Source organism: Xenorhabdus bharatensis, from assembly GCF_037996705.1.
GTDB classification, from domain to species: Bacteria; Pseudomonadota; Gammaproteobacteria; order Enterobacterales; family Enterobacteriaceae; genus Xenorhabdus; species Xenorhabdus bharatensis.
Map to the genome: position 1 here is coordinate 239,707 of NZ_JBBMXG010000003.1, position 16,626 is coordinate 256,332.

Annotated in this window: 8 protein-coding genes; 6 read left to right on the forward strand and 2 right to left on the reverse strand. The window is 44.4% G+C overall.

Annotated elements, in window-relative coordinates:
- Positions 1-16 precede the first annotated feature (16 nt).
- Both AAC855_RS04700 and AAC855_RS04705 read left to right on the forward strand, forming a co-directional pair.
- On the forward strand, positions 17-811 hold the full coding sequence (locus AAC855_RS04700) for a helix-turn-helix transcriptional regulator (RefSeq protein ID WP_340608468.1): 795 nt from the start codon (positions 17-19) through the stop codon (positions 809-811).
- Positions 812-909: 98 nt separating this feature from the next.
- Positions 910-1,347: a DUF3574 domain-containing protein gene (locus AAC855_RS04705; protein WP_340608469.1), complete on the forward strand. Its 438-nt coding sequence runs from the start codon at positions 910-912 to the stop codon at positions 1,345-1,347.
- A 54-nt stretch (positions 1,348-1,401) separates the two neighbouring features.
- Here AAC855_RS04705 and AAC855_RS04710 read toward each other — a convergent pair whose 3' ends face one another.
- Together AAC855_RS04710 and AAC855_RS04715 are read right to left on the reverse strand one after the other, a co-directional pair.
- Entirely contained in the window at positions 1,402-2,016 is a 615-nt protein-coding gene (locus tag AAC855_RS04710; RefSeq protein ID WP_255712116.1) for a pyridoxamine 5'-phosphate oxidase family protein, read from the reverse strand.
- A gap of 58 nt (positions 2,017-2,074) precedes the next feature.
- Entirely contained in the window at positions 2,075-2,500 is a 426-nt protein-coding gene (locus AAC855_RS04715; protein WP_340608470.1) for an N-acetyltransferase, read from the reverse strand.
- 879 nt (positions 2,501-3,379) lie between these two features.
- Between AAC855_RS04715 and AAC855_RS04720 the strand changes: the two genes are divergently transcribed.
- The 4 genes from AAC855_RS04720 to AAC855_RS04735 all read left to right on the forward strand — a co-directional run bounded on the left by AAC855_RS04720 (position 3,380) and on the right by AAC855_RS04735 (position 16,500).
- A complete protein-coding gene (locus tag AAC855_RS04720; RefSeq protein WP_340608471.1) occupies positions 3,380-6,463 on the forward strand; it encodes an autotransporter domain-containing protein in 3,084 nt (1,027 codons plus the stop codon).
- An 86-nt stretch (positions 6,464-6,549) separates the two neighbouring features.
- Positions 6,550-9,621, forward strand: a complete 3,072-nt coding sequence (locus AAC855_RS04725) for an autotransporter domain-containing protein (protein ID WP_340608472.1) — start codon at positions 6,550-6,552, stop codon at positions 9,619-9,621.
- An 86-nt stretch (positions 9,622-9,707) separates the two neighbouring features.
- The gene (locus tag AAC855_RS04730) at positions 9,708-12,788 is read left to right on the forward strand and encodes an autotransporter domain-containing protein (protein ID WP_340608476.1); all 3,081 of its coding nucleotides are present in this window, start codon (positions 9,708-9,710) and stop codon (positions 12,786-12,788) included.
- 703 nt (positions 12,789-13,491) lie between these two features.
- Positions 13,492-16,500 (forward strand): autotransporter domain-containing protein, encoded by a 3,009-nt coding sequence (locus tag AAC855_RS04735; RefSeq protein WP_340608477.1) that lies wholly within the window; start codon positions 13,492-13,494, stop codon positions 16,498-16,500.
- Positions 16,501-16,626 lie beyond the last annotated feature (126 nt).

Consider the following 16,626-nt stretch of genomic DNA (forward strand, 5'->3'; position numbering starts at 1 on the left):
AATGGGATTGAGCGAAATGTCAAAGTTAAAAAGAACTCGTACTGAATTAGCCAATTTTTTGCGTACTAAAAGAGAAAGTATCAGCCCTGAATCTGTCGGGCTACCGCACATTGGCCGGCGGAGAACATCGGGATTAAGACGTGAAGAAGTCGCGGCTTTGGCTGGAGTCGGCCTGACATGGTACACATGGTTAGAGCAAGGTCGGGAAATTGGCGTATCGGCAACTTTTTTGGATAATATTGCCAGCGTTTTTAAACTCAATTCCGCAGAGCGGCGACATCTGTATTTACTGGCTCATATGCGTGAACCTATTACCACCAGCCAGACTCGAAGCTTTATTTCTCCCCTGATCAAACGATTGATGGAGGATTTATCTCCTCATTTAACGTATGTATTGAATCTATATTGGGATGTACTGGAATTTAACCAGCAAGCCGATGAGTATTTTCATTTCAGCCAGATAAAAGATGAGCAGCGTAATTTATTATGGTTGTTATTTACCAATAATCATTACCGTGAATTATTACCGAATTGGCAGCAGGATGCTTATAAGATGTTAGCCAGTTTCAGACGCGATTATGCAATAGCCTCAAAAGATAGTTATGTTCAGGATCTGGTCAGTAAATTACTTAAAATTTCCCCTGATTTTTATGAAATGTGGCATCGTCATGAAATCTATGAACCCTGTAATGGAGTGCGGTCATTAAGTATTAATCAGCAAGTTATTCCTTTTGAATACACCTCAATGACCATTGATTTAGAAAAATATCTACGTTTAATTGTTTATGCGAAACAAATACCCTCCCCGTAGCGTCATCATTAATGTCACTGACATTGTTTTTGCGTATGACGTTTTTGCGTACGACCCAGCATTTAATAAATTCAATATTTGAGGAACAAAAACAGTACATGAAAAAGATTCCAATACTGGTTGCCACCGTAGTCACCGCCATGTTGTTAAGCAGCTGTGCAGCATCAAATCGTAATACTATTTCACCAACGCCCTCGCCGATTTGTCGTACTGGCGAAGCCATGATCCAGACGACGCTCTACTTTGGCCTGAACCGTCCGTCAGGGCCGGTAATTACCGCCACCGAGTGGCAAACATTTATTGACCAACAGGTCACCCCGCGTTTTAAAGATGGATTGTCAGTGTTTGACGCTAACGGACAGTGGTTAGGTCACGACGGCAAACTGGCACGTGAAAACAGCAAAGCGTTATTGTTAATCCATTCCTCAGGCAAGGAAAGCGAAACAAATATCGAGGCGCTACGCAGCAGCTATAAACAGCAATTTGCGCAAGATTCAGTAATGCGGGTAGATGCGCCGGTATGTGTAGCGTTCTGAGAAATATCCCGGCTATGGACCGGGATAAAGGATTCTTAGCGAAGCCTGAATAAATTAGTACAAATTGTCTTTCAGTCGCTGATCTAAGTGAGTATCGTATTCAACATCATCAAACTCACTTTTGCTCAATGCCTTGAGAACATAGCCCGGGCTGGGTAAGGCACTACGATCAATCTGAGTTGACGCATCCCATAAACCTGAACGCATAATGGCGCGGCTGCATTGGAAGAAAACTGCATCAACCGTAATCCGCAATACAGATTGCGGTAAAATATTACGATGGGCAAAACGTTCTAATATTGACGGCGTAACCAGAATTTCTGCCCGACCATTAATACGCAGTGTTTCGCCAATACCCGGAATTAACAGTAACAATGCAACCCGATTATCATGCAGAATATTACGCAGGCTATCAATACGATTATTTCCCCTTCGATCAGGCAAAATCAGCGTCTTTTTATCCTCGATATGAATAAATCCCGGCTGATCTCCCCGTGGTGAAGCATCCAGCCCGTCTTCACCCGCAGTCGCCAACATGGCAAATGGTGCTGCTTCAATAAATGGCCGATAAGCCGGATGAATATGGTCAGTTTCTTTAAATACAGAAGCTCCTACTGGTTTTCCGTAAATTTGCTCAAGTTCAGTAATATCAGTGACTATTTTATCCATTATGGAATCTATCCTCATATCAACCCGTAATCGGCTCTGTTTTATAGGGTAGGCGTATTTAATTGCGAAAATGCATCACATATTCAGAATGCCCTGTTGCCTCATCTTTACCCTCTTCCGCTACGTAAAAACCTTGTGACAGGTAAAAATTATAACTGCTTTTATTTTCCTGATAGACGGACAGGGTAAGTTCAGTTCTGCGATTTTTAGCATCCATGATCAATTCCTTACCCACACCCTGCCCCTGACTATCAGGTGATACAAAAATTGCAGCTAATATATCATTATGTAACGCATAAAAACCGATGACCTTTTGGTTTTGAGTATAAACATATACTTCAGATGCCGGAATATAGATATTCCTCATGTTTTCTATCTGGGATTGCCAAAAATCAGCCGCAACGAAATGATGCGCTTTAATGGATGCCTCCAGCCAGATTATCAGAACCGTGTCCATATCTTCGCTTAAAAATTTTCTGATCATTATTATTCCAATGTTTCCTCTTTTTTGAATACAGATATGATAAATGAAGGTTTAATGAAATTTGGAGTATAAGGAGTTATTTTTTAGTAGAGTAAAAAATCCCCCCTACTGCGTACGACATTCCTTTCAGAAGTAAACCCCAGATCCCCTCAAATTTTTATAGAATTATGTTATTTAAAAAAGTGACAGATAGTTGTGAAGCCATATTTTATTTCAATATTGAAACCGTATTGTGAAGAAAAATCAGATAACTCTTTTTCAGCCTATTTTTTCACATATCAACATCTTGTTAGTTTTATAAAACTATGAGTTAAACCTGAATCCAGATTAATTAACTATCATCACGTTTTTAAATAGCCACTTTTCTGTGTATTAATGAAAATGAGTTTAGTTATAAAAATAAAATCTCATTATAATTACAGATAATAAAATTAAATTAACAATGGGATTTAAAAAATAAACCAGACAAATAAAAAACAAACAAATTAAATCAGCTTGAAGTATTTTTTTTATTATAAAGGTAATAAAATTTATTTGTATATAAATGTAAAATAAAGAAAATTAAAATCATATCGTTGATTTTAAATGAAAAATAAAATTAATAATATGTAAATAAAATGTTTAATTTAGATTAATTTAAGCCTTGCCTTTGCGATGAAAATATTATTTCATAGAAACTCGCTGGCATTCTGCTGATATTAAATCCTTGTATATTAATTTCTAATATCAGAATTATTTCTACAATAATCATTTATTGTGGGATGGGGTTTTGTTGCCAGTTATATAAGTAAAAAAACAACTTTTTATTATAAGAGGCTTCTGATTATTTATTAAAAATAAATCGGAACGCCCCACTATATGGAAAATAGGCCTATTTCTATGAAAAAAAACAATTCCGTAAAACCTATTGTTTTGTGGGTGACATTATTGTGTGGACTTTTACCTGCTACTGCTGCCATCGCTGATAGCGGGTATCAAGAAAAGGGGCAGTTAAATTCACCGGATAGCTGGTTATCAGAAGAGTTTAAACGCCAGTGGGGGCTGACGACTATTGGCGCACATTATGCCTATGCCCGTGGATATACCGGGAAAGGGATCAATGTCGGAGTGCTGGATGAAGCAGTAACCCCTCATGCTGAATTTGCAAATAAACTGAGAAGATTAAGCCCAGAAGATCCGGTCAACTTTGACGAAGATATTTGGACAGATATCATTGAGTTCGGCGCTCATGGTAACCATGTCGCCGGCACTATTGCGGCAAACCGGGACGGTACAGGGATGCATGGAGTTGCATTTGATGCTGGCTTGATTACCGGTAAATATTTACAGAATGACTACAACCGAACTGAAGCGATGATCCAAAGTAATGCCCGGGTTATCAATAACAGTTGGGGGGTTCGCCCTCAGATTAGGCGAGATGCATACGGCAATCCGATAAGGCGTCCAGATGGTACTTGGGATTATGTTAAAATCACTCTGGAGGATGTCCGTAAATATGTTAGGGATAATAATCTTAGAGAGAAATTGGATCGTTTAAGCCGAGCAGAAATTCCTGAATTAGATGATTATACAACCAGAACAGCGGGCTTATTACGTGCTGCGCGACATGACAAATTAGTTGTTTTTGCGGCAGGAAATGCCAACAACTATAACTCTACCTGGTTGCATGCGGGTATGCCGTATTTCTTTCCTGACGTCCTGAAAAACTACCTCAGTGTCGCCAACATAACGCAGGATAAGGAGCTGGCTCTGTCATCAACCAGTTGTGGATATACCGCCAGCTATTGCTTATCTGCACCGGGCACCCGAATTTACAGTAGTACCGGTAAGTTTGTTTCAAAAACAGGAGAGAAAATAGACGAAGGTGCCCTGAATCGAGGAGAGCTTGAGATTGACTCTTCCTATGATACCTACACTGGCACATCCATGGCGGCACCACATGTCGTTGGAGCTGCGGCTGTCCTGATGCAACGCTTCCCTTATATGACCGCGGGACAAATTTCTGATGTCCTCAAAACTACAGCGACCATTATTAATAAAGAAGGCAAAAGGATCCATGAACTTTCCGGCTGGGGCATGCTCAACCTGAAAGATGCCATTGATGGCCCGAAAATGTTTATCACAAGGGACGATATTCCCGCTGAATTTTATATTGAGGATTCCTATACCGATACGCAATTTGTCGCCAATATCGTCGGCATGGGGGAAAAAGTAGAAGCAGGCACAACGGTAGAACGCATCTGCGACAGCATCGAATGTACCTATGACTACTGGCGTAATGATATTTCCGGTCATGGCGGGTTAACCAAAACCGGTAAAGGCATGCTGGAACTGACGGGTAAACACAGCACCTATCAAGGCCCGACACTCGTTGAACAGGGCCAGTTGCAGGTCAGTGGCGGCATCACTTCTGAGGTGACGGTACATGAAGGTGCCACACTGAGCGGAAATGGTACGATTGGTTCACTCATCGCTAAAACCGGCTCTTACATTGCTCCCGGTAATGTGGGCCCCATGAATACTGATTTAATCGGCACACTGAAAGTTAACAACGGTGTGACTTTTGACGCAGGCTCAAATTACCTTGTTGAAGTCGCCAGAAATACCGCTGGGTCGAGTGACCGTATTTATGCTGACGGTTTAGCCACATTAAACGGTGGCAAGGTTGACGTTAGGTTAGAAAACAGCAGCAACCTGCTCTCTAAACCCGAAGTCCGCAGCCTGCTGGGTCAGCAATACACTATCCTACAGGCAAACAAAGGTATTAATGGTCAGTTTACTGCCGCTTCACCTGATTACCTGTTCATTGGCACTCAACTGAACTACCAGCCTAATCGCGTTCTGCTGGATATCAACCGTAATGCCACCCCATTTGCCAGTGTGACCAAAACCGCCAATGAGCGCGCCATTGCCAATGCGGCGGAGAAATTGCATCTGGGTCACTCGGTTTATGAAAGTATCCTGATGTCAGATACGGCGGCACAGGCGGGCAAAGCCTTCCAGCAATTATCTTCCGGCCAGATCCATGCCGATATCGCGTCTGCCCAAATCAATGGCAGCCGTTACCTTCGTGATACTTTGAATACCCGTCTGCGTCAGGCAGACAGCGGATTAGCCAGTCAGGATATCAAGGCTGACCAAAACGGGGTTTGGGCGCAGATCAGCAGTAACTGGCAACGCACCAACAACAACAGTGAAGCCAACGGTTATCGCATGTCTAACTACGGCGTATTTCTGGGCGCCGATCGGGAAGTAGCCAATGACCTGCGTCTCGGTATGGCCACCGGTTTCACCCGCTCTTCCCTGCGTGGTGGTGATAATACTTCCGCGGGCAGTGACAACTTCCATCTGGCCTTTTATGGCAGCAAGCAACTGGATGCTTTAGCCTTACGTACCGGCGTTGCTTATAGCTGGCACCGGTTTGATACCGAGCGTTCAGTGGCCTTCGGTCGTCAATCGGACAACCTGAAAGCCAAATACGGTGCGCAAACTGGTCAGTTATTTGCGGAAGCGGCTTACGGTATCAATCCGGACTGGCTGAATCTGGAGCCTTTCGCCAACCTGTCCCATGTTAATTTCCGCAATGATGGCATCAATGAACACGGTGGTGCTGCTGCCCTGACCGGTAAAAAACAATCGAAAAATGCCACCCTCTCGACATTAGGTTTGCGTGTGAACCAGAACTGGCAGCCGCAGGATCAACTGACTGTCGGCATGTATGGCGAATTAGGCTGGCAACATCAGTTCGGTAATATAGCACGTGACAGTCAATTGAGTTTCAGCAACAGCGATGTGTCATTTACCGTCAACAGCGTCTCCGCTGCGCGTGATGCGGCGGTCATCAAAGCCGGGACTTCTCTGAGTATTAATGAAAACACCCAATTATCAGTGGGCTACAACGGTGTCTTATCACGTGGTCACAAAGATAACGGCGTTTTCTTAAATGCCAACTGGAAATTTTAGTCAGTAAACAATCCCAACTCACTGCTGGCAGGCAGTGAGTTTTTCTTTATGTATAAATCCATTATATGAAAAACGGACTTACCGCTATGAAAAAAAACAATTCCGTAAAACCTCTTGTTTTGTGGGTGACATTATTGTGTGGACTTTTACCTGCTACTGCTGCCATCGCTGATAACGGGTATCAAGAACAGGGGCAGTTAAATTCGCCGAATAGCTGGTTATCAGAAGAGTTTAAACGCCAATGGGGATTATCGGCCATTGGTGCGCATTATGCCTATGCCCGTGGTTATACCGGAAAAGGGATCACTGTCGGGATACTTGATCAAGCCGTAACGCCTCATGCTGAATTCGCAAACAAACTGAGAAGATTAAGCCCGGAAGATCAGGTCAATTTTGACGATCCTTTTTATGGGTATTTAATTCTGTTCGGCAATCATGGTAACCATGTCGCCGGCACTATTGCGGCAAACCGGGACGGCAAAGAGATGCATGGAGTCGCATTTGATGCCGATTTGGTTACTGCAAAATTTTTGGGTAGTTATCAGAATCGCACAGAAGCGATGATCCAGAGTAACGCCCGGATTATTAACAACAGTTGGGGAGTTCCCCCTGAACGTAAACAAGATTCGAACGGTAAGCCAATAAGGCGACCCGATGGTACGTGGGATTATGTTCAATTTACTATGGAACAGATCAGGAAACATGGAGAGTCAATTCGAAATGAATTGGATCAGTTAAGCCGTTCACCAATTCCTGAAGCATTCGACGATAACTCCGCGACAGCAGGTTTATTACGTGCAGCGCGCCATGGAAAACTCGTGGTTTTTGCGGCCGGAAATTCCAATAACTATAACATTACCTGGATTGATGCGGGTATGCCGTACTTCTTTCCTGAGGTCCTGAAAAACTATCTCAGTGTCGCCAACCTGACTCAGGAAAAGGGGCTGGCTCTGTCATCAACCAGTTGTGGATATACCGCCAGCTATTGCTTATCTGCTCCCGGTACAGATATTTACAGTAGTACCGGTAAGTTTATTTCAAAAACAGGCACTCACATAAATAAAAATGACCTGAATGAAGGGAATTTTGAGATTGACTCTTCCTATGGTTTCAAGACGGGTACATCTATGGCAGCACCGCACGTTGCCGGAGCTGCGGCTGTCCTGATGCAACGCTTCCCTTATATGACGGCGGGACAAATTTCTGATGTTCTCAAAACTACGGCAACAGACTTGGGTGAAAAAGGCATCGACAAGCTCTATGGCTGGGGCATGCTCAACCTGAAAGATGCTATTGATGGCCCAAAAATGTTTATCACAAGGGACGATATTCCCACTGAATTTTATATTGAGGATTCCTATACCGATACGCAATTTGTCGCCAATATCGTCGGCATGGGGGAAAAAGTAGAAGCAGGCACAACGGTAGAACGCATCTGCGACAGCATCGAATGTACCTATGACTACTGGCGTAATGATATTTCCGGTCATGGCGGGTTAACCAAAACCGGTAAAGGCATGCTGGAACTGACTGGTAAACACAGCACCTATCAAGGCCCGACACTCGTTGAACAGGGCCAGTTGCAGGTCAGTGGCGGCATCACTTCTGAGGTGACGGTACATGAAGGTGCCACACTGAGCGGAAATGGTACGATTGGTTCACTCATCGCTAAAACCAGCTCTTACATTGCTCCCGGTAATGTGGGCCCCATGAATACTGATTTAATCGGCACACTGAAAGTTAACAACGGTGTGACTTTTGACGCAGGCTCAAATTACCTTGTTGAAGTCGCCAGAAATACCACAGGGTTGAGTGACCGCATTTATGCTGACGGTTTAGCCAAGTTAAACGGTGGTAAGGTTGACGTTAGGTTAGAAAACAGCAGCAACCTGCTCTCTAAACCCGAAGTCCGCAGCCTGCTGGGTCAGCAATACACTATCCTACAGGCAAACAAAGGCATTAATGGTCAGTTTACTGCCGTTTCACCTGATTACCTGTTCATTGGCACTCAACTGCGCTACCAGCCTGATCGCGTCATGTTAGATATCAATCGTAATGCCACTCTATTTGCCAGTGTGACCAAAACCGCCAATGAGCGCGCCATTGCCAATGCGGCGGAGAAATTGCATCTGGGTCACTCGGTTTATGAAAGTATCCTGATGTCAGATACGGCGGCACAGGCGGGCAAAGCCTTCCAGCAATTATCTTCCGGCCAGATCCATGCCGATATCGCGTCAGCACAAATTAATGGCAGCCGTTACCTTCGTGATACTTTGAATACCCGTCTGCGTCAGGCAGGCAGCGGATTAGCCAGTCAGGATATCAAGGCTGACCAAAACGGGGTCTGGGCACAGATCAGCAGTAACTGGCAACGCACCAACAACAATAGTGAAGCCAACGGTTATCGCATGTCTAACTACGGCGTATTTCTGGGCGCAGATCGGGAAGTAGCCAATGACCTGCGTCTCGGTATGGCCACCGGTTTCACCCGCTCTTCCCTGCGTGGTGGTGATAATACTTCCGCAGGCAGTGACAACTTCCATCTGGCCTTTTATGGCAGCAAACAGCTGGATGCGCTGGCCTTGCGTACCGGCATTGCTTATAGCTGGCACCGGTTTGATACCGAGCGCTCAGTGGCCTTCGGTCGTCAATCGGACAACCTGAAAGCCAAATACGGTGCGCAAACTGGTCAGTTATTTGCGGAAGCGGCTTACGGTATCAATCCGGACTGGCTGAATCTGGAGCCTTTCGCCAACCTGTCCCAGGTTAATTTCCGCAATGATGGCATCAATGAACACGGTGGTGCCGCTGCCCTGACCGGGAAAAAACAATCGCAGAATGCCACCCTCTCGACATTAGGTTTGCGTGTGAACCAGAACTGGCAGACGCAGGATCAACTGACGGTCGGCATGTATGGTGAATTAGGCTGGCAACATCAGTTCGGTAATGTCGCACGCGACAGTAAACTGAGTTTCAGCAACAGCGATGTGTCATTTACCGTTAACAGCGTCTCCGCTGCGCGTGATGCAGCAATCATCAAAGCCGGAACTTCCCTGAGTATTAATGAAAATACCAAATTATCAGTGGGCTACAACGGTGTCTTATCACGTGGTCACAAAGATAACGGCGTTTTCTTAAATGCCAACTGGAAATTCTAGTCAGTAAAAAAATCCCACTCACTGCTGGCAGGCAGTGAGTTTTTCTTTGTGTATAAATCGATTATATGAAAAACAGGCTTATCACTATGAAAAAAAACAACTCAGTAAAACCTCTTGTTTTGTGGATAACATTATTGTGTGGGCTTTCACCTGCTACCGTCGCCATCGCTGATAGCGGGTATCAAGAACAGGGGCAGTTAAATTCGCCGGATAGCTGGTTATCAGAAGAATTTAAACGCCAGTGGGGATTAACAGCTATTGGTGCGCATTACGCCTATGCCCGCGGTTATACCGGGAAAGGGATCACTGTCGGGGTGCTTGATCAGGCCGTAACACCTCATGCTGAGTTCGCAAACAAGCTTAAAATATTAAGCCCGGCAGATATTGTGAGTTATAAATATGATGACGATAAATCTGGCAATATCTCTTTCGGCAATCATGGTAACCATGTCGCCGGCACTATTGTCGCAAACCGGGACGGCAAGGAGATGCATGGAGTCGCATTTGATGCCGACTTGGTTACTGCAAAATTTTTGGGTAATTATCATAATCGCACAGAAGCGATGATCCAAAGTAATGTTCGGGTCATCAATAATAGTTGGGGCGTTAGGCCTGGTTATGAAGTAGATGAACGGGGTAACCCCAGACGCTGGCCGAATGGGACAGTAAAATATAAGCAGGTGACATTAGCTCATGTTATTAACGAAATGGAACCGATTAAAGGAATATTGGATCATTTAAGCCATTCACCAATCCCTGAGATATACGACGAGCTCTCCGGTACAGCGGGTTTATTACGTGCAGCACGCCATCATAAATTAGTTGTTCGTTCTGCCGGAAATGCCAACAACTATAACGTTACCTGGATAGATGCAGGCATACCATTCTTCTTCCCTGACGTTTTGAAAAACTATCTCAGTGTCGCCAACATAACACAGGACAAGGAGCTGGCTCTGTCATCAACCCGTTGTGGATATACCGCCAGCTATTGCTTATCTGCACCGGGCACCCTAGTTTACAGTAGCACCGGTGAATTCGTTCCAAAATCAGGTGGTGCAATAAACGAAGGTGCGCTGAATAGAGGGGAGCTTGAAATTGACTCTTCCTATGGTCTCAAGACGGGAACATCTATGGCTGCGCCTCATGTCGTCGGAGCTGCGGCTGTCCTGATGCAACGCTTCCCTTATATGACGGCGGGACAAATTTCTGATGTTCTTAAAACTACCGCAACCATCATTAATAAAGAAGGCAAAAGGATCCATGAATTTTCCGGCTGGGGCATGCTTAACCTGAAAGATGCCATTGATGGCCCGAAAATGTTTATCACGAAGGACGATATTCCCGCTGAATTTTATATTGAGGATTCCTATACCGATACGCAATTTGTCGCCAATATCGTCGGCATGGGGGAAAAAGTAGAAGCAGGCACAACGGTAGAACGAGTCTGCAACAGCATCGAATGTACCTATGACTACTGGCGTAATGATATTTCCGGTCACGGTGGGTTAACCAAAACCGGTAAAGGCATGCTGGAACTGACCGGTAAAAATAGCACCTATCAAGGTCCTACCCTAGTTGAACAGGGCCAGTTACAGGTCAGTGGCGGCATCGTTTCTGAGGTAACGGTACATAAGGGTGCTACCTTCAGCGGAAACGGGGCTGTCGGTTCACTTATCGCTAAAACCGGCTCTTACATTGCCCCCGGTAATGTGGGCCCCATGAATACTGATTTAATTGGGACACTGAAAGTTAACAACGATGTGACTTTTGACGCAGGTTCAAATTACCTTGTGGAAGTCGCCAGAAATACCGCTGGGTCGAGTGACCGTATTTATGCTGACGGTTTAGCCACATTAAACGGTGGCAAGGTTGACGTTAGGTTAGAAAACAGCAGCAACCTGCTCTCTAAACCCGAAGTCCGCAGCTTGCTGGGTCAGCAATACACTATCCTACAGGCAAACAAAGGTATTAATGGTCAGTTTACTGCCGCTTCACCTGATTACCTGTTCATTGGCACTCAACTGAACTACCAGCCTAATCGCGTTCTGCTGGATATCAACCGTAATGCCACCCCATTTGCCAGTGTGACAAAAACCGCCAATGAGCGCGCCATCGCCAATGCGGCGGAGAAATTGCATCTGGGTCACTCGGTTTATGAAAGTATCCTGATGTCAGATACGGCGGCACAGGCGGGCAAAGCCTTCCAGCAATTATCTTCCGGCCAGATCCATGCCGATATCGCGTCTGCACAAATCAATGGCAGCCGTTACCTGCGTGATACTTTGAATACCCGTCTGCGTCAGGCAGACAGCGGATTAGCCAGTCAGGATATCAAGGCTGACCAAAACGGGGTCTGGGCGCAGATCACCAGTAACTGGCAACGGACTAACAACAACAGTGACGCCAACGGTTATCGCATGTCTAACTACGGCGTATTTCTGGGCGCCGATCGGGAAGTAGCTAATGACCTGCGTCTCGGTATGGCCACCGGTTTCACCCGCTCTTCCCTGCGTGGCGGTGATAATACTTCCGCGGGCAGTGACAATTTCCATCTGGCTTTTTATGGCAGCAAACAGTTGGATGCACTGGCCTTGCGTACCGGCGTTGCTTATAGCTGGCACCGGTTTGATACCGAGCGCTCAGTGGCTTTCGGTCGTCAATCGGACAACCTGAAAGCCAAATACGGTGCGCAAACCGGGCAGTTATTTGCGGAAGCGGCTTACGGTATCAATCCGGACTGGCTGAATCTGGAGCCTTTCGCCAACCTGTCCCATGTTAATTTCCGCAATGATGGTATCAATGAACACGGTGGTGCTGCTGCCCTGACCGGTAAAAAACAGTCGCAGAATGCCACCCTCTCGACATTAGGTTTACGTGTAAACCAGAACTGGCAGACGCAGGATCAACTGACGGTCGGCATGTATGGTGAATTAGGCTGGCAACATCAGTTCGGTAATGTCGCACGCGATAGTAAATTGAGTTTCAGCAACAGCGATGTGTCATTTACCGTTAACAGCGTCTCCGCTGCGCGTGATGCGGCGGTCATCAAAGCCGGCACTTCCCTGAGTATTAATGAAAATACCCAGTTATCAGTGGGCTACAACGGTGTCTTATCACGTGGTCACAAAGATAACGGCGTTTTCTTAAATGCCAACTGGAAATTCTAGCCAATAAAAATTATTTAAATCAACAAACTCACTGCTGGTGATGGCTGGCAGTGAGTTTGTTATTTTCTCTTTCATTATCTTCTTTCACAGCAGTACATGCAGTTAAGAAAAAATCACACGATAAATTTTTACTATGTTTGAGAATTTCGTTGGCATAAGAATATTCTCAATCCCTGAAAAATAAACCGTCCTTATCAATTTCATGTCTAATATAAATAGGATGGATAAAATATCAGATAAAGTTTTATCCATCTTTATTTGTGAAACTTATTTTCATTTGATAACTTATGGAAACATTAACTGTATAAACAAAAAAAATAGAAATCAAATCAGTTTGAAGTATTTTTTTATTTCAAGGAAGAATCTCAAATAACGATATAACACATTGATTAAATTAAGCTAATCATACGCACTCAAAATGGAAAAACCATTAAAATCATAAGCTTTAAGTTAAATTACTCCTTGCTTTTAGTCTCTACTTATTATTTTATAATAGACCACTGGCAGGAAATTAATATTATTCCCCAAAGTATTAATCACCATTATCAGAACTACTCCCGAAATGATTGTTCATTCCGATGACAAACTGATGCTGCCAGCAACATATAGTTTTAAATCAGATTTTATTATAAATATTTTTGATTGGTGATTTATTAATCTGTCATTCAAAATAATTCACTATATGAGAAACAGGCTTATTGCTATGAAAAAAAACAATTCCGTAAAACCTATTGTTTTGTGGATATCATTTTTATGTGGACTTTTACCTACTACCGCATCAATGGCTGATAACAGATATCAGGAACAGGGTCAGCTAAATGCACCAGATAGTTGGTTATCGAATGAGTTTAAACACCAGTGGGGATTAACGGCTATTGGGGCGCATTATGCTTATGCTCGTGGTTATACGGGTAAAGGGATTAATGTGGGCGTTCTGGATGAAGCTGTAACTCCTCATCCAGAATTTGCAGACAAAGTTGAAATATTAAGCCCTGAAGATACCTTGAACTATGATGTAGACAAAAATTCTGGCAATATCACTTTCGGCGCTCATGGAAATCATGTCTCAGGTATTATTGCGGCAAACCGAGACGGTAAACATATGCATGGGGTCGCATTTGATGCTGGCTTGATTACTGCAAAATTTTTAGATAGTCAATATAACCGTACAGAAGCGATGATCCAAAGTAATGCTCGGATTATCAATAATAGCTGGAGTGCTCCTATTTGGATTAATCTGGATGCTGACGGTAAACCGATAATACGCCCAGATGGTACGTGGGATTATGTTCAAGTTACGCTGGACGGAGTCAGGGAATACGGAGACTTCATTAGAGAGAAATTGGAACAGTCAAGCCGTTCACCAATCCCAGAAACACGCCCAGAAACATTCGACGATATAACTGCTAATATACCCGCTACAGCAGGTTTATTACGTGCTGCACGTCATGGAAAATTAGTTGTTTTTGCTGCGGGAAATACCAATAACTATAACGTCACTTGGTTAGATGCGGGTATGCCATACTTCTTCCCTGACGTATTAAAAAATTATCTTAATGTCACCAATCTGACTCAGGAAAATGTTCTGAGGCTATCATCAACTATTTGTGGATATACTGCCAGTTATTGTTTATCCGCACCGGGCACAGGCATTTACAGTAGCACAGGTAAGTTCGTTGATGAAATACATAAAGATGCTCTAAATAAAGGCGAGCTTAAAGTTGAAATCGCCCCTTCCTATGATAGCTATGATGGTACATCAATGGCAGCACCGCATGTCGCCGGAGCCGCTGCCGTCCTGATGCAACGCTTCCCTTATATGACCGCGGGACAAATTTCTGATGTTCTAAAAACCACAGCGACAGATTTGGGTGAAAAAGGGATCGACGCACGCTATGGCTGGGGATTATTGAACCTGAAAGATGCCATTAATGGCCCGAAAATGTTTATCACGAAGGACGATATTCCTGCTGAGTTTTATATTCGTGATTCCTATGAAGATACACAGTTTGTCGCAAATATTGTCGGTATTGGCGGCGTAGTAGAAAAAGGTACAACGGTAGAACGCACATGTGACAGTATCGAATGTGCCTATGACTACTGGAGTAATGATATTTCTGGTCACGGCGGGTTAACCAAAACCGGAAAAGGTACACTGGAACTGACGGGTAAAAACAGCACCTATAAAGGCCCGACAATAGTAGAGCAAGGCCAGTTAAAGATCAGTGGTGGTATCACTTCTGATGTGACAGTACAGAATGGGGCCTCACTAAGCGGAAACGGTACTACTGGTTCACTGACGTTCGAGGAAAATTCACACTATCTGGTTAATATTGCCAGAAATACTCAAGTGTTAATTGATCGAATTTCAAGCCACGGATCAGCGGAATTAAGAGGCGGTTCGGTACACGTCTGGCTAGAAAATAATAGTAACCTACTCGCAGAGAAAGAAGTTAGTAGTCTACTTAATCCACATAACATCCTACAAACAAGCGGTGAAATCACTGGTAAATTCGCAACTGTAACAATGGCTCCAAATTATTTGTTTATTGATAAACAACTGAAACTGAGCTACCAGCCTAATCGCGTTATGCTGAATATCAACCGTAACGCTACCCCATTCGCCAGTGTGACAAAAACCGCCAATGAGCGCGCCATCGCCAACGCAGCGGATAAATTGCATCTGGGTCATCCGGTTTATGAAAGTATCCTGATGTCGGATACTTCGGAACAAGCGGGCAAAGCATTTCAACAACTGTCTTCCGGTCAGATCCATGCCGATATCGCATCTGCACAAATCAATGGCAGTCGTTATCTTCGTGATACTCTGAATACCCGTTTACGTCAGGCTGACAGCGGATTAACAAGTCAGGATATCAAGGCTGACCAAAACGGAGTCTGGGCACAGATCACCAGTAACTGGCAACGTGCTGATAACAGCGGTGAAGCCAATGGTTATCGTATGTCTAACTACGGCGTATTTCTGGGCGCAGACCGGGAATTAACCAATGATCTGCGTCTCGGTATGGCCACCGGTTTCACCCGCTCTTCCCTGCGTGGCGGTGATAACACTTCCGCAGGCAGTGATAACGTCCATCTGGCCTTTTATGGCAGCAAACAACTGGATGCTTTAGCCTTACGTACCGGTGTAGCCTATAGCTGGCATCGGTTTGATACCGAGCGCTCAGTGACCTTTAGTCATCAATCGGACAACCTGAAAGCCAAATACGGTGCGCAAACCGGTCAGTTATTTGCGGAAGCCGCTTACGGGGTTAATTCAGATTGGCTGAATCTGGAACCTTTCGCCAACCTGTCCCATGTTAATTTCCGCAATGATGGCATCAATGAAAAAGGGGGTGCCGCTGCCCTGACCGGTAAAAAACAATCGAAAAATGCCACACTCTCGACATTAGGTTTACGTGTAAACCAGAACTGGCAGACGCAGGATCAACTGACTGTCGGCATGTATGGTGAATTAGGCTGGCAACATCAGTTCGGTAATGTCGCACGCGACAGTAAACTGAGTTTCAGCAACAGCGATGTGTCGTTTACCGTTAACAGCGTCTCCGCTGCGCGTGATGCAGCAGTCATTAAAGCCGGCACTTCCCTGAGCATTAATGAAAATACTCAATTATCTCTTGGGTATAACGGCGTCTTATCAAGTAGTCATAAGGACAATGGTATGTTCTTAAATGCCAACTGGAAATTCTAGTCATTAAAAATCATTAAAAATCAACAAACTCACTGTTAGCGCCAGCTGGCGGTGAGTTTTTCTTTTATTTCTTATTCATTTCTCACTTACCGGATTTGTATACACAAGGGCACAAAACACTTAAAT

Coding starts and splice junctions, on each gene's coding strand:
- AAC855_RS04715 (WP_340608470.1), bottom strand. CDS start 2,500: ATGATCAGAAAATTTTTAAGCGAAGATATGGACACGGTTCTGATAATC.
- AAC855_RS04710 (WP_255712116.1), bottom strand. CDS start 2,016: ATGGATAAAATAGTCACTGATATTACTGAACTTGAGCAAATTTACGGA.
- AAC855_RS04735 (WP_340608477.1), top strand. CDS start 13,492: ATGAAAAAAAACAATTCCGTAAAACCTATTGTTTTGTGGATATCATTT.
- AAC855_RS04725 (WP_340608472.1), top strand. CDS start 6,550: ATGAAAAAAAACAATTCCGTAAAACCTCTTGTTTTGTGGGTGACATTA.
- AAC855_RS04705 (WP_340608469.1), top strand. CDS start 910: ATGAAAAAGATTCCAATACTGGTTGCCACCGTAGTCACCGCCATGTTG.
- AAC855_RS04720 (WP_340608471.1), top strand. CDS start 3,380: ATGAAAAAAAACAATTCCGTAAAACCTATTGTTTTGTGGGTGACATTA.
- AAC855_RS04700 (WP_340608468.1), top strand. CDS start 17: ATGTCAAAGTTAAAAAGAACTCGTACTGAATTAGCCAATTTTTTGCGT.
- AAC855_RS04730 (WP_340608476.1), top strand. CDS start 9,708: ATGAAAAAAAACAACTCAGTAAAACCTCTTGTTTTGTGGATAACATTA.